Genomic DNA, 13,972 nt, shown 5'->3' with positions numbered 1-13,972 from the left:
GTTAAGAAAGGATGAAGATAATGAAAAACGCAGGCAAAAAAAAGCCCGCGGTTGTATTCGCGGGCTGAATCCAATGTTCGGAGAACGAATTGGAGGAGACAGTTCTACTATAGCGCTGAAAATGGTGCGGTGCAATACCGTAGAACTACTGTATCGGCCTCTTTTCGATGGCAAAAAGCCCGTATTCCATGCTGCGGCGCACAGAAGCTCAGGTCTTGCTGCGCAGGGCCAAGGTAAACGTGCTGCCCGAGCCGTAGTCGCTGTTGAAGAACAGGGCGCCGCCGATGGCGTTGGCCAGGTTCTGGCACAGGTACAGGCCCAGTCCCGCGCCTTCCACGTGGCGCGTGGAGGTGGAATCGAGCTGCGAGAAGGCCTGGAACAGCTTGGCCTGGTCTTCTTCCTTGATGCCGGCGCCGCTGTCGGCGATGCTCATTTCCGTCACCAGCACGCCGTCTTCGTCGCGCTGGGACAGGCTGATGCGCACCGTGCCCTGTTCCGTGAACTTGATGGCGTTGTTGAGCAGGTTGATGAGGATCTGTGTCAGTGCGCGGCGGTCCGTCTCGATGATGGCGGGCGGCTGGCCTGGCTCGCCCAGTTCGAGTTCCAGCGCCAGGCCTTTTTGCTGGGCCAGCGGGCGCAGGGTGTCGGCCACGTCGGCCATCAGCTCCTGGCAGTGCACGGGCTCGATCGATAGCGTCAGCTTGCCCGCCTCGATCTTGGCCACGTCGAGGATGTCGTTGATCAGCGAGAGCAGATGGCGCGCGCTGGCGCGGATGGTGTTCAGCTGCTTGTCCTGGTCGGACGTCAGTGGGCCGGGCAGTTTCATCAGCAGCGCGCCCGTGAATCCGATGATGGCGTTGAGCGGCGTGCGCAGTTCATGCGACATATTGGCGATGAAGGCGGACTTCATGCGGCTCGCTTCGGCCAGTTCCAGGTTTTTCAGGGCGATTTCGCGGTTGATGGTTTCCAGTTCGGCCGCATGGTGCGCCAGGCGCATGTTCAGCTCGATCACCTGGCGTTCGCGCGCCTGCAGTTCGCCGTTGACCTGTACCGCCTGTTCATAGGTGGAGATCAGCAGGTCGAGGATTTGCTGGCGTTCCGCATTGATGAAATGCTTCTGGTCGCCCAGGTACAGGGCGATGCCGATTTCCACGTTCTGGTTCTTGCGCAGCTTCTGGTTCATCAGCATGTGGCTGATGCGGTTGAGCAGGTAGTCTTCCGCGTAGGGCTTGCGGATGAAATTGTCGGCACCGCACTCGATGCCGCGGATGATGTCCTTCGGATCGTTGAGCGAGGTGACGAGGATCACGGGGATGTCGCGCAGGGTCGGATCGGACTTGATGGCGCGGCACAGGTCGTAGCCATTCATTTCAGGCATGACGATATCGGACAGCACCAGGTGCGGCTTGCGCTCGCGGATGGCGGCCAGGGCCAGCTGGCCATTCGCCGCCACGCGCGCGTTGTAGTGCAGCGACTGGATCAGGCGGCGCAAGCGCTCCGCCTGGGTCGGGCTGTCCTCGACGATCAGGATCTCGATTTCGTCAGGCTTGATTTGGTTGTTGGAGTCCACAGACCTCTCCTAGGATTTCAGTGTGGTGATGCTGGGCGCCGTGAGCGCGCAATATCGACATCGTATGACTATATCGGATTTAGGTCTGCAAAAGTAACTTCCAAGTAACTATTTTGGCCACAGGCAATGCTGTGGCCGCCTGTCAGTTTTCGCCCTGGAACTGGCCTGCGCGATAGGTCAGCACGAGGGTGTCGCGGTGGCCGTGCTCGCCGACGGGCTGGATCGGCGTCGATTCGTGGATGACGGCAGCGTCGTCGAGCAGCAGCAGCGACCACGGCTCGGTCAGGGTAAAACGCTTGCCGTTGGGGCCGTCCGCTTCGAAGATGCGCGTCTCGCCGCCCTTGACCTGTTCGCGCCCGATCAGCAGCACGGCGACGAAATCGACGCCATCGCGGTGCGCGCCTTCCGGCGTGGGGCGGCCGATGCCGTCCGTCGTATCGATGCGGAACTGGTGCGCCTCGATGAACCACGGCTGGCTGCCCTTGACTTGGGAGCAGACGTCGCCCAGCGCGCGGATCAGCTGCTGCCAGGCCGCTTGCGCGACGATAGCCGCTTCGACCGGTTCGAACAGGCGGTGCATGCCCCCGTGCAGGGCGTTGTATTCCACCGGTTGCCAGTGCGGACGGTGCGCCGTCTGCGTCAGGCGCCCGCCATCCTGCACGAAGCACGAGTGGCGCCGGCGGCGATAGCGGCCGCCATCCTTCAGGTAATTGTCCAGCGCCAGGGTATTCCAGCTCCCTTCCAGCGCGCGCAATGCGTCCAGCGGGCAGCCGGCCAGCGCGGCCATGTCCTGCGGGCGCAGGACGGCATAGCCGTCATCGCGCAAGGCTTCCTTGACGTGGGACGGGTCGGTAAAGATCGGTGCGGAAGTGCTCATGGCAGTGCGGCCGCAACGCGGCCTGTCTCAGTTTATCCAGCCTGGCATTCTACGACTTCGCGGCGTTTCCTGTGCAGTCCGATAAGAATTATTCTTGTTTACTTAAAAATTCTTTACCAGGGTCAGGCGCAGCGAGCGCGATTCCACCGGATGGAAGTGGATGTCGTCGACGGGCTGCGCCTCGCCGGGCAGGCGCGAGGCATAGTAGTAATCGATGGCCGAGTCGCGCCGGTTGGCCAGGTTGTAGCCTTCGACCTCCACGCGCAAGGTCTTGTCGATCTGGTAGGCGATGCGCCCGTTCAAGCCCACGCTGGCCGACGAGCGCACGCTGTTGTCTTCCACCAGCGGGCGCGGACCGAAGTAGCGCAGGCGCAAGGAGCCCGACCACGGCCCTGGCGGCGTCACCGTCATGGCCAGCTGGGCCACGCCTTCGATGGCGCCGGGGATGAAGTCGCCCGCCGGGTCGCTGCCGCGCGAGCGTGCGCGCGCATACGCGAGGTCCAGGTCCAGCGACAGCCATCTGGCCGCCTTGTAGTAGCTGGAAAACTCGATGCCGTAGCGGCGGCTGGGGCGGCCCGCCTCGGTGGCGCCCGCGTCGCCGATGAACAGCAGTTCGGAATCGAAGTCCAGGCGGTACAGCGACAGCGACGTTTGCAGGCCGGCGATGGCGGCGCTGCGCAAGCCCAGTTCCAGTCCGCGCGAGCGCACCAGAGGCGTGACCTTGTCGGCAGCTTCGCCCGTTTTCGGGTCGACCGTGATCGTCGTGCCGCGAGCGTCGTTGCTGTGAAACCCATTGCCAATGTTGATATACGCTTCCGTATCGCGCCACGGTCCGGCGATCACGCTCAGGCTGGGACTGAACAAATGGTCGCTGGCCTTGCCTGAATTTTCCGGCCGGTCGCTGCGCACGTCGAAGCGGTAGGCGTCCGCGCGCAGGCCGGCCACGGTGCGCAGCCAGCGCGACCAGCGCGTGCTGTTTTCGCCATACACGCCGATGCTCGATTCAACGATATGGTCTTGCCGCGTGGTCGACACGGTCTGGCGCTGCCGCGTGTTGTACAGGCCATTGCGGATATTGTCGTTCTGGAGCTGCAGGCCGATGGTGGTGTCGCTGCTGCCCCTGTCCGTGTGGCGGTGCCAGGTGTGGCTGGCGTCGAGGCCGGCCGTCACGCGCCGGTCGGGCTGGGCGAACTGGTCGCCGTTATCGGGGGCGTCCATCGCATACGTAAAATTCGAGAACAGGGCCAGGCGGTTGGCGATCACATACGCGCTGACCCTGGACGACACGTCGTCCGTCGTCTGGCGCCAGGCGCCCGACAGGCTGTAGCGCTGCGCCTTGCCGCCGTCGCTGGCATCGATGGCGTCGAAGCGGCCCAGGGTGCCATCCTGCACGGCGCGCAGCGGAATCTGGTCGGTGGCGTTCCAGCTGGCGTCATACGCCATGGCCGTGACGTTGAAGCCGTTGTTGGCATAGCCTTCGCTGTAGCGCAGCACGCCATTGCGCTTGCGGTAGCGGTCCGGCTGCGTGAACGGGCCGTCGTTGTGCTGCGCTTCGAGCGCGTACAGCAGGCTGCCGTCACCCGCATCGAGCGAGTCGGCCAGCAGGGCGCGGCGAAAACCGTTTTGCCCGACGCCCACGCTGGCGATGCCCTGCGTCAGGCGGTTCGCGTAGACGACGGATGCCGCGCCGGCCGAGGAGAAATCGCCTTGGGCCGCCGAATACGGCCCCTTTTTGTAATCGAGGCGCATGGCCAGTTCGGGGATCAGAAAGTTCAGGTCCGTCCAGCCCTGCCCGTGGCCATGGCTGCGCTGGTTGACGGGCATTTCGTCGACCGTGGTGCGCAGGTCCGTGCCATGATCGAGGTTGAAGCCGCGCAGGTAGAACTGGTTGGCCTTGCCTTCGCCGCTATGCTGGCTGACGATCAGTCCCGGCACGGCTTCGAGCAATTCGCCGGGCCGGTAGCTGGTGCGCGCGTCGAGCTGCTGTTGCGTGACGCTGCCCGCGTTGGCCGAATCGGCCACGCCCAACTGGTTCAGGCGCGAACCGTCGATCAGCACGCGCTGGAAGATGTCGTCGGCACGGGCGGCGGTGGCTGAAAACAGGGCGGCAAGGAGCAAGGGAAGAGAGCGTGGCGTCATGGATGTAATAGGGGGCGGGCCTTAGCGGATCGGCAGTTCCGTGTTCTGGCGGTCGAAAATCAGCGTCTGGATGGCGCCGCTGTCCTGCACGTTGAGGGTATTGCGCTGGCTGGGCAGGAAGTCGATCAGCAACTGGTTGTGGATGCGCGTGGCAGGGGCCAGGCGCGTGCGTTCGAGCTCCTGGAAGATGACCACATTGTCGGCGTTGACCTTCATGCCGACCCAGTTCAGGCGCAAGCGCTTGCCATCCGGCCCTACGAGGTAAAACTGTTTTTCCACATAGCGGCGCAGCGCCGCTTCGCTGTCTTCCTGGCCCAGGTCGAACTGGCGCTGGTACAGGTTCGTCAGCAGCGCCTCGACGTCGTGGCCCGTGTAGGTGTGCACCACTTCCGTGCTGCCGCTGGCCGCGTTGTAGCTGATGTCGGCGATACCCATGTGGAAGTTGTGGGCGCCGGCCGCCATGCTGGCGCAGGCCAGCAAGGCAGCGCCCAGCGCGCGCCAGCAGTTCATGCCTCGTCGCCCTTGGACGCGCCGCCGTTGTGGCCTTTCAGCGGCGTATGGAAATCGCGCATCAGGTTATCCTTGGGCGACTTCTCGCTCTTGAACAGCTCCAGGCGCGATGGCGTGATCTTGCGCGGCCAGCTATTGTTGCTCGTGTCGATGTCGGCCGTTTCCCAGTACGGGTCTTGCACCAGGCCCACCATCGGCTCGTCCGTGATGACGACCTTGGTGATTTTCTTCGGCGAGTAGCGCCACACTTCGGCCGGCACGCGCTCGACGTATTTCTTGCCGCTTTTCAGTTCGATCTCGAGGATCAGGGGCATGACCATGCCGCCCACGTTCGACAGGTCGACCAGGTACAGGTGCTTGCCCTGTTTCAGCAAGTCCTTTTCCCACGGTTCCAGGCTGGCCAGCGCTTCGGCGTAGGCGTTGCGGTCCTTGTTGGTCACCGTGAAATCGTCGTGCTGGTTATAGAAATCCTTGAGCTCCGGATGCGCATCGACGCGGCGCGGCATGCCCTTGTTGGCGCGGCTCGTGACGGATTCCGGCTGGGCCTCTTTCTGCGTCTTTCTCCACGCTTTTTCCGTGGCCGGATCTTTCGAGCTCACGCCGTATTCGCTGATGCCGTCGATGCTGATGTCGACCGGGTCGGACGTATAGAACCAGCCGCGCCAGAACCAGTCGAGGTCCGTGCCGGAAGCGTCTTCCATAGTGCGGAAAAAGTCGGCGGGCGTGGGGCGCTTGAACTTCCAGCGTTGCGCATATTCCTTGAACGCGTAGTCGAACAGTTCGCGCCCGAGGATGGTCTCGCGCAGGATGTTCAGGCCCGCCGCCGGCTTGGCGTAGGCGTTGTTACCGAACTGCAGCAGGGACTCGGAATTGGTCATGATGGGCACCTGGTCGCGGCTGCGCATGTAGTCGACGATCTCGCGCGGCTCGCCCCGTGAGGCAGGATAGTTTTCTTCCCACGCCTGCTGCGCCAGGTATTGCACGAAGGTGTTGAGGCCTTCGTCCATCCACGTCCACTGGCGCTCGTCCGAGTTGATGATCATCGGATAGTAGTTGTGGCCCACCTCGTGGATGATCACGCCGATCAGGCCATACTTGGTGCGTTTCGAGTAGGTCAGCTCGCCCGTCTTCTTGTCTTTCACCGGACGGGGGCCGTTGAACGAGATCATCGGATACTCCATGCCGCCCACGGGGCCGTTGACGGAAATGGCCGTCGGGTACGGGTAGGCTATGCTGTACTTGTTGTACTGCTCGATCGTGTGCACGATGGCTTGCGTGCTGTACTTTTCCCACAGCGGATTGCCCTCTTTCGGATAGTAGGACATGGCCATCACATCGCTGCCGCCCTTCTTGTAGCCCTGCGCATCCCAGATGAACTTGCGGCTCGAGGCCCAGGCGAAGTCGCGCACGTTGGCCGCCTTGAAGTGCCACGTTTTTTGCGCGCGGCTGACGGATTTCTCGGCCGCTTCCGCTTCCTTTTGCGTGACGATGACGACAGGCTTGTCGCTGCCGCGGGCTTTTTCCAGGCGCTCGCGCTGCGGGGACGACAGCACGTCCTGCGGGTTTTGCAGCTGGCCCGTGGAGGCGACGATATGGTCGGCAGGCACCGTCAGTTGCACGTCGTAGTCGCCAAACTCCAGCGTGAATTCGCCCGAGCCGAGGAACTGCTTGTGCTGCCAGCCGGCCGCGTCGTAATAGGCGGCCATGCGGGGAAACCACTGCGCCACTTCGAACAGGGCGTTCTTGTCGTCGAAGACTTCATAGCCGGCGCGCCCGCCCAGCACCTTCTGTTCGTTGATGCGGTAGTCCCAGTCGACCTGGAAGACGAAATCCTGGCCCGGTTTCAAGGGCTGCGGCAGGTCGATGCGCATCATGGTGCGGTTGACAACGTACTTCAGGGGCTGGCCATCGGCGCTTTTCAATGCGCGGATATTGAAGCCGCCCTGGAAGTCGCCGCGCGCGAGGATGCCGCGCAAGCCTTCGAATTTCATCGTGTCTTCGCCCGTCGTCTTGGCCCACGCCTGGCGCGACGGCGCCGTGGCCATGCGGCGCGCGTCGGAATCGGGCTTGTAGATATTCTGGTCCAGCTGCACCCACAGGTAGCCGAGCGTGTCGGGCGACTGGTTGTGATAGGTGATGGTGCCGCTGCCGGCGATTTCGCGTTTGGCTTCATCGAGGGTGGCGCGGATCGTGTAGTCGGCGCGCTGCTGCCAGTAGGCGTGGCCTGGCGCGCCGGAGGCGGTGCGGTAGGTATTCGGGGTGGGCAGCACTTCTTCGAGCTGGCGGAACTTGTCGTCGAATGGCTCGGCGGCAAAGGCCGATACGGTAAAGCACAGAGCCAGCGAAGCGACGGAGCCGAAAGGTATGCGCATGATCACCCTGATGTTGTTGTAAGGAAATAGTGGCAACTATTCTATACGCAGGGTGGGGCCATCCATGTATCGATTTGTAATAAAGAAAGGCGGATTTCGCGCCAGCTTTTGCGTGGCGCTGTCAGGGCAATGCTTTGCCTGATTTTGCTCGGAAAAGCGGTGCTTTCACTCACTTTTCATCAGGCTGTCGCGCAACTGGTTCAGTTGTTGTTTCATGTCCACAACCTGCTCCACGCTGCAGTGGCTGGCCGCCAGGATGGCCTCTGGCAGCAGGGCCGCCTCGTGGCGCAGCTGGTCGCCCTGCTGCGTGAGGGAAATGATGACCTGGCGCTCGTCGCTGGCGGCGCGCGTGCGCGTGAGCAAGCCCGATTGCTCCATGCGCTTGAGCAAGGGCGTCAGGGTGGCCGAATCGAGGAACAGGCGCTCGCCCACTTCCGATACCGTCAAGCCGTCGCGCTCCCACAACACCATCATCACCAGGTATTGCGAATAGGTGAGGCCGAGCTTGCGCAGCAGCTTGCGGTACAGCTTGTTCATGGCAAGCGAGGTCGAGTACAGCGCAAAGCACAGCTGGCCGTCCAGGCGCGGCACCTGGTGCAAGGGGTTGGTAGTGGTAGTGGTATCCATGGGCACAGTATATATAGTGCGCTACTTAGTTGCAAGCGACCTCAATGCCGCCAGCGCCTGTGCATCGAGCCTGAGCGCGCCGGCCGCGACGTTTTCACGCAGATGCGCCACCGACGAGGTGCCGGGAATGACCAGCATGTTCGGCGCGCGCTGCAGCAGCCAGGCCAGCGCCACCTGCATCGGCGTGGCTTGCAGGGCGGCCGCCACCTGGTTCAAGGTATCGGACTGCAGCGGCGAAAAGCCGCCGAGGGGGAAGAAGGGCACATAGGCGATGCCTTGCGCAGCCAGGGAGTCGATCAGCGCATCGTCCGCGCGGTGCGCCAGGTTGTAGTGGTTCTGCACGCAGACGATGGGGCTGATGCGCTGTGCCTCGGCCACCTGGGCCGCATCGACATTGGACAGGCCGATATGGCGCACCAGGCCTTCGCGCTGCAGCTGCACCAGCGTGTCCAGCGGCCCGGCAAGCGACGAGCCGTCCGGGCCGGCCATGCCCGGCGCGCGCAGGTTGACCACGTCGAGCACGTCCAGTCCCAGATTGCGCAGGTTGTCGTGCACGGCGTCGCGCAGCTGCTGTGGCGATGCGGCCGGCAGCCAAGACTGGTCGGCGCCGCGCACGAAGCCGATCTTGGTGACGATGGTCAAGCCGTCGCGGTAGGGATGCAGCGCTTCGCGGATGATCTGGTTGGTGACGTGCGGGCCGTAAAAATCCGACGTGTCGATATGGTTGACGCCCAGTTCGATGGCCTCGCGCAGCACGGCGACGGCGGCGGTGCGGTCTTTCGGCGGTCCCCAGACGTGCGGGCCGGCCAGTTGCATGGCGCCGTAGCCGAGGTGGTTGAATACGATGTCGCAATGGGCGGGCGTGAATTGGTCGCGGGCGGGGGAAGGCGTGTGCATGGCAGCTCCTGTGTGGTGGTCGAGTAAGGGAGCAGCCATCGTAAGGCCGATTGCGCTGTATGATAATCGGGTCAATCCGGCACAGGCTGTACTCATTTACGCACAATGAAAGCTCTTCCCATGCATGCAGACAGCCCTTCCATGGCCGATTTGTCCGCCTTTGCCCTGGTGGCCCAACACCGGGGTTTCCGTCAGGCCGCGCGCGCCAGCGGCCAGTCCGCGTCCGCCATGAGCGAGGCGCTGCGGCGGCTGGAGCAGCAGCTGGGCATCCGCCTGCTGGAACGCACGACGCGCAGCGTGACGCCGACGGCGGCCGGTGCGCTGCTGCTGACGCGTTTGCGCCCGGCGCTCGATGAAGTGAGCAGCGCGCTCGATGTGCTGAACGACTTGCGCGATAGCCCGCGCGGCACCTTGCGCCTGAACGTGCCGGTCAACGCGGCGCGCTTCTTTTTGCAGCCCATGGTCGACCAGTTCCTGCGCGCCTATCCGCAGATCAGGGTCGAGCTGGTGGTCGATAATAATTTTGTCGATGTCGTCGCCAGCGGCTGCGACGCGGGCATCCGCTATGGCGAGCGGCTGGAGCAGGACATGATCGCCATCCCCATCGGCCCCCGCACGCAGCGCTTCGCGGTGGCCGGCTCACCGTCCTACCTGGCGCAGCGCGGCGTGCCCGTGCATCCGCGCGACCTGCTGCGGCACGCCTGCCTGCTGGGGAAATTCCTCAGCGGCGCGGTTCCACCGTGGGAGTTCGAGCGGGACGGGCAAAAAGTGAGCGTGGAGCCGGACGGCCCCGTGATCGTCACGCCGACGGCGGCCGATTTTGCGGTCAGCATGGCCATCGCCGGCCATGGCCTCGTCTATCTGTTTGAAGAGTGGCTGCAGCCATATATCGATGCGGGCCAGCTGCAGCCCGTGCTGGAAGACTGGGCGATGCCCTTTCCCGGCCCGTTTTTATACTATGCGGGCCGGCGCCATCTGCCAGCGCCGCTGCGCACCTTCATCGATTTCGTGCAGGCCAATTTTGCGCAGTTTCCTCAGTCCGTCGGATAGCGCTGGCGTAAAAGCTGCAGCATCGCGACGTTCTGTTCCCACGCGTCGCTCACGGGCTGCTGCGTCCACGGCAAGGTTTGCGTGTACGGCGCGGGGCCGAATTCCGGCGTGAACGTCATGCGTTCGGCGCCGGCCGCGCGGCGCAGGGCGACGATGGCGTCCCACCAGGCCAGGTGGGCGTCGAGCGCAGGTTTCGCTTCCGGTGCGCGGAAGTCGGCTACTTGCGGCCCCTGCGCATGGCCCACGCGCGCGTGCACGTGGCGCACCAGCGGCAGCACTTGTGCCAGCGTGTGCGGCTGGTCTTCCAGCAGCGATTCGCAGGCGCAGCACCAGTGCGACAGGTCGGCCGTCAAGGGCAGATCGGGATACTGCCGCAGATACGGCAGCAGCAGCATCGGGTGGCCGCTGAAACGGCTGCGGTGGATTTCATGCACGATGGGCACGCCGTGCCTGGCCGAGATGGCGGCGGCCAGGTCGAGCAGTTCTGCGTTTTGCACCTGCGTATAAAAATCCTTGCCCGTGTGCGTGTTGACCAGCACGGGGCGTGCCAGGCAGGCGTTTTCCAGCAGCTCGGCGAGAGCCGCGCGGTGCAGCGCGAAGTCGCTGTGGAACACGGTTTCCCACTGCGCGGCGATCAGTTGCAGTCCCGCCTTGGCGATGCGGTCCGTCCATTCCTCGCGCAGGGCGGCGTCCAGCGGTAGCGACATCTCGATGCCATCGAAGCCGGCATCGAGCACCTTGTCGATGAAGACCTCGGGCGGCAGCGCGTTATTGCCCCAGTGGGCGGCGAAGACGTCGATGCGCATCAGACGAAGCCCCGCACGGGGAAGGAGTCGTCGCGCTGGATCCAGTTGTGGGCCGCGTATTGTGTCCGGCCGTCGGTGGCGTGCAAGGTGTAGGCGTGGCGCGACACGGGCGAGCGGTTCGGCGCGCTGTAATGGGGCAGCAAGCCGTGGAAGCAGACGAGGGCGCCCGCCTTCACTTCCAGCGGCACGGCCGTGCTGTCGTCGGGCCACGGCATGGCATCGAGTTTTTCCACGCGCACCTGGTCGCCGTTGCGGATGAAGCGTTCGCGCAGGGGACCGCGGTGGCCGCCCGGTTCCGCCCACAGGCAGCCGTTGTCGAGGGTCGCGTCTTCCAGCGCGAACCAGAAGGTGGTCACGCTGATCGGCGTGGTCTCGAAATACGTGGCGTCCTGGTGCCAGCGCACTTCGCCGCCGATGCCGGGCTGCTTGAAGATGTACATCGATTGCCACACCTGCGCGTCCGCCAGGCCCAGGTCGCGTGCCACTTCAGCCAGTTTCGGATCGGCCGAAAAAGCGCGGAAGACGGGGTCCAGGTCGTGCATGGCGTGGCCGATCTTGTTGATCGACAGCGATTTGGCCTGCTTCAACTGGCCGTCCGGACCGAACGCTTCTTCCTCGAAGAAGCAGCGGATGGTGTTGTCGGACGCGAGGAAATAATCGTTGGTGTTCTTTGCCTGGTCGCGCGTGGTGAAGATGGATTGACTCAGGCTGGGATCGAATTCGTTGACAATCTGCTCGGCGCGCGCGCGCAGGGCGGCGATGTCGTCTGCACCCTTGAAACCGGGCAGGATGATGTAGCCGTCGCGTTGATACTGTTCTTGTTGTTCGATCGTTAGCATGGTGGCGGCTCCTGAAGTCAGTAGAAAGCGCCATTGTAGGATGGGCGAGGGCGGCAAACAATCGCCCAGCGGTTGACAGATTGTCGCCAAAACGCAGACAATCTTTGACATGGATCAATTAAAAGCGATGGAAATTTTTGTCGAAGTGGCGCGCCAGCGCAGCTTTACGGTGGCCGGGCAGCGCCTGGGCTTGACGCGGGCCATGGTCAGCAAGACCATCATGCAGCTGGAAGAACGCCTGCATGCGCGGCTGCTGCACCGCTCCACGCGCGAAGTGAGCTTGACGGACGCGGGCCGCGCCTATCTGGCGCCGTGCATGGCCACCGTCAGCCAGGCGCAGGAAGCGGCGCGCATGGTGGCGCACGTGGCGCAGGCGGGAGCGGGAGCGGAGCTGGCAGGGCCGCTGCGCATCCAGGCGCCGTCGAGTTTCGGCAGCGCGTGGCTGGCCGACGCCGTCGCCCGTTTCAGCCTGCGGCACCCGCAGGTGCAGGCCGAGTTGTTTGTCGACGATGCGCTGCTCGACCCGATACGCCACGGATTTGACTTGACGATACGCGTAGGCGGCATCCCGGACAGCAGCGCGCTGGCCATGCGGCCGCTGGCGCCGTGCCGCGCCGTGCTGTGCGCCAGCCCCGCCTACCTGGCGCAATGGGGCGTGCCGCAGACGCCGCAAGAGCTATTGCGGCACCAGTGCCTGCATTTCAGCCACCTGACTGATGGCACGAACTGGCATTTCCAGCGTGGAGAAGGCAAGTCGCGCGAAGACGTGAGCGTGCGCGTACAGGCGGGTTTTACAGCAAATAACGGGCTGGTGCTGCACCAGGCGGCGCAGCGGGGTCTCGGCATCGTCTACAGCACCACCTTCCTCGCCTGGCGTAATCTGCTCGATGGCAGTCTGGTGCCAGTGCTGACGGACTGGGAGCTGCCCCTGAATCACTTGAGCGCCCTGTATCCGGCCAGCCGCCAGCCGTCGCCCAAGGTGCGCGCGCTGATCGATTTCCTCGTGGCCGAATACCAGCCCGTGCCGCCATGGGACCGCGAGCTGGAAGCGGCGGGTTTTTTTAACTGAAGGCGACCGGCTCCACCGTCCACGCGCCATCGGCGTACACGCGCTCGTCGTCCAGATAAACTGCTTCGGTGACGGCGAAGATATCGACGTGGTAGCGCGCATCCTTGCGCTTGAATTGCGGTTTCGTGTAGACGCCGTGCTTGGCGCCCAGCGACAGATGGATGCCGCACATGCGTTCATACGTGCCGATGTCGTTGACCAGCTGTTCGCGCGAAAAGGCGCGGTTCATGCCGAAGCCCAGTTCGCGCACCCACACTTCGCCTTCGTGCGCGCGGATGATCTCCAGCATGGCGGTAAATTCCGGCGTGGCGTTTTCCGTCCCCGTCACTCTGCCCTTGTCGATAATCAGCGTGATCGGCGTGTCGGGGCGGTTGACCATGAAGTGCGTGTCGCCAAAAACAAAGATGCGCACGCGCCCGTTCACGGCTTCCAGGTCCTGCGCTTCCGTGAATACTTCGCCCAGCGGAAGCTGGCCGCCGATATTGTTCATGCCGCTGTAGTCGCCGATATTGAGCTTGGCGCCCTCGAATGGCGAAGCGAACACCAGCTGTTCGCCGCCGCTGTCGACCATGCCGTGGCGGGCCCCGTCGATGCGCGCTTTCAAGGCGTGGCCTACACCCCGGTAGTAGGCGGGGTCGTAGGCCAGCGAGGCGATGTAGTGCAGCCCCTGCACGCCGGGCATGCGCGACAGATGCACGTGCTCGATCACTTTCAGGCCGCGCTTGAACAACTCGATGCGGATGCGGAACGCTTCCAGGCGGAAGCTGGTCGACTGGATCAGCACGACGAGGCTGCCGGCCGGCAGGTCGGCAAACGCGGCCAGTACGGCCTCGGGCGTGACCTCGTCGAAATCGATGAAGGCCGCGTCCGGCAAGGCCTGGCGATACGCTTCCGTCAGCACGACGTTGAGCCAGCTGCGCTTGTCGCAGACGATCAGGGACGGTTCGTCCGGGCGGTGGCAGATGGCCATGGCCAGCAGGTCGGCCACGTTTTGCGCGGCCACTTCGGTGGCGGCGGCGCTGATGGCGTCGAGCCGGCTGGTGTCATTCTCGGGAAGCGTCATGGTGCGAAGGTGTCGGGCGTGAAGTAAACACGGCATTATAAGGCGATTGCCGCGGGCGCCGCCATTCGCCATCGGGCGTAGGGCCGCTTGCCTGTGGCGCTGGTGATCTTGTGTAGTGCCACACGGCAATGTATTATTGATAAACCGCTTGAC

At 63.9% G+C, this 13,972-nt stretch carries 12 protein-coding genes; 2 read left to right on the top strand and 10 right to left on the bottom strand.

The annotated features are described in order from the left end of the window. Window positions 1–208: 208 nt before the first annotated feature. The 7 genes from OPV09_RS24600 to OPV09_RS24570 form a co-directional block, all read right to left on the bottom strand. A complete protein-coding gene (locus tag OPV09_RS24600; protein ID WP_072455624.1) occupies window positions 209–1,570 on the bottom strand; it encodes a hybrid sensor histidine kinase/response regulator in 1,362 nt (453 codons plus the stop codon). A 142-nt stretch (window positions 1,571–1,712) separates the two neighbouring features. Then, window positions 1,713–2,447: a 2OG-Fe dioxygenase family protein gene (locus tag OPV09_RS24595; protein ID WP_338679610.1), complete on the bottom strand. Its 735-nt coding sequence runs from the start codon at window positions 2,445–2,447 to the stop codon at window positions 1,713–1,715. A gap of 102 nt (window positions 2,448–2,549) precedes the next feature. Further along, entirely contained in the window at window positions 2,550–4,586 is a 2,037-nt protein-coding gene (locus OPV09_RS24590; RefSeq protein ID WP_338679609.1) for a TonB-dependent receptor, read from the bottom strand. 21 nt (window positions 4,587–4,607) lie between these two features. After that, window positions 4,608–5,096 (bottom strand): DUF6702 family protein, encoded by a 489-nt coding sequence (locus OPV09_RS24585; protein WP_338679608.1) that lies wholly within the window; start codon window positions 5,094–5,096, stop codon window positions 4,608–4,610. Then, the gene (locus OPV09_RS24580; protein WP_338679607.1) at window positions 5,093–7,468 is read right to left on the bottom strand and encodes a M1 family metallopeptidase; all 2,376 of its coding nucleotides are present in this window, start codon (window positions 7,466–7,468) and stop codon (window positions 5,093–5,095) included. Before OPV09_RS24580 ends, OPV09_RS24585 begins: the two co-directional genes overlap by 4 nt. 165 nt (window positions 7,469–7,633) lie before the next feature. Then, window positions 7,634–8,095, bottom strand: a complete 462-nt coding sequence (locus OPV09_RS24575; protein WP_338679606.1) for a MarR family transcriptional regulator — start codon at window positions 8,093–8,095, stop codon at window positions 7,634–7,636. Window positions 8,096–8,116: 21 nt separating this feature from the next. Beyond that, window positions 8,117–8,992 carry an aldo/keto reductase family oxidoreductase gene (locus tag OPV09_RS24570; RefSeq protein ID WP_338679605.1) on the bottom strand — a complete coding sequence of 292 codons (876 nt, stop codon included), beginning with the start codon at window positions 8,990–8,992 and terminating at the stop codon, window positions 8,117–8,119. Between the two features lie 120 nt (window positions 8,993–9,112). Here OPV09_RS24570 and OPV09_RS24565 point away from each other — a divergent pair, with 120 nt between their 5' ends. Beyond that, window positions 9,113–10,042 (top strand): LysR family transcriptional regulator, encoded by a 930-nt coding sequence (locus OPV09_RS24565; RefSeq protein WP_034747244.1) that lies wholly within the window; start codon window positions 9,113–9,115, stop codon window positions 10,040–10,042. Here OPV09_RS24565 and OPV09_RS24560 read toward each other — a convergent pair. Then, the gene (locus OPV09_RS24560) at window positions 10,027–10,848 is read right to left on the bottom strand and encodes a sugar phosphate isomerase/epimerase (RefSeq protein WP_338679604.1); all 822 of its coding nucleotides are present in this window, start codon (window positions 10,846–10,848) and stop codon (window positions 10,027–10,029) included. The genes OPV09_RS24565 and OPV09_RS24560 overlap by 16 nt on opposite strands. After that, the gene (locus OPV09_RS24555) at window positions 10,848–11,687 is read right to left on the bottom strand and encodes a phytanoyl-CoA dioxygenase family protein (RefSeq protein ID WP_338679603.1); all 840 of its coding nucleotides are present in this window, start codon (window positions 11,685–11,687) and stop codon (window positions 10,848–10,850) included. Before OPV09_RS24555 ends, OPV09_RS24560 begins: the two co-directional genes overlap by 1 nt. A 109-nt stretch (window positions 11,688–11,796) precedes the next feature. Here OPV09_RS24555 and OPV09_RS24550 point away from each other — a divergent pair, with 109 nt between their 5' ends. Then, a complete protein-coding gene (locus OPV09_RS24550) occupies window positions 11,797–12,756 on the top strand; it encodes a LysR family transcriptional regulator (RefSeq protein WP_338679602.1) in 960 nt (319 codons plus the stop codon). On the opposite strand, the gene OPV09_RS24545 is transcribed toward OPV09_RS24550, so the two are convergent. Continuing rightward, window positions 12,749–13,819 (bottom strand): hypothetical protein, encoded by a 1,071-nt coding sequence (locus tag OPV09_RS24545; RefSeq protein WP_338679601.1) that lies wholly within the window; start codon window positions 13,817–13,819, stop codon window positions 12,749–12,751. The two genes, OPV09_RS24550 and OPV09_RS24545, sit on opposite strands and share 8 nt — an antisense overlap. Window positions 13,820–13,972: the final 153 nt, after the last annotated feature.

This window comes from Janthinobacterium sp. TB1-E2, assembly GCF_036885605.1.
Classification (GTDB): Bacteria; Pseudomonadota; Gammaproteobacteria; order Burkholderiales; family Burkholderiaceae_D; genus Janthinobacterium; species Janthinobacterium aestuarii.
This window is presented reverse-complemented; position numbering and strand designations above follow the sequence as displayed.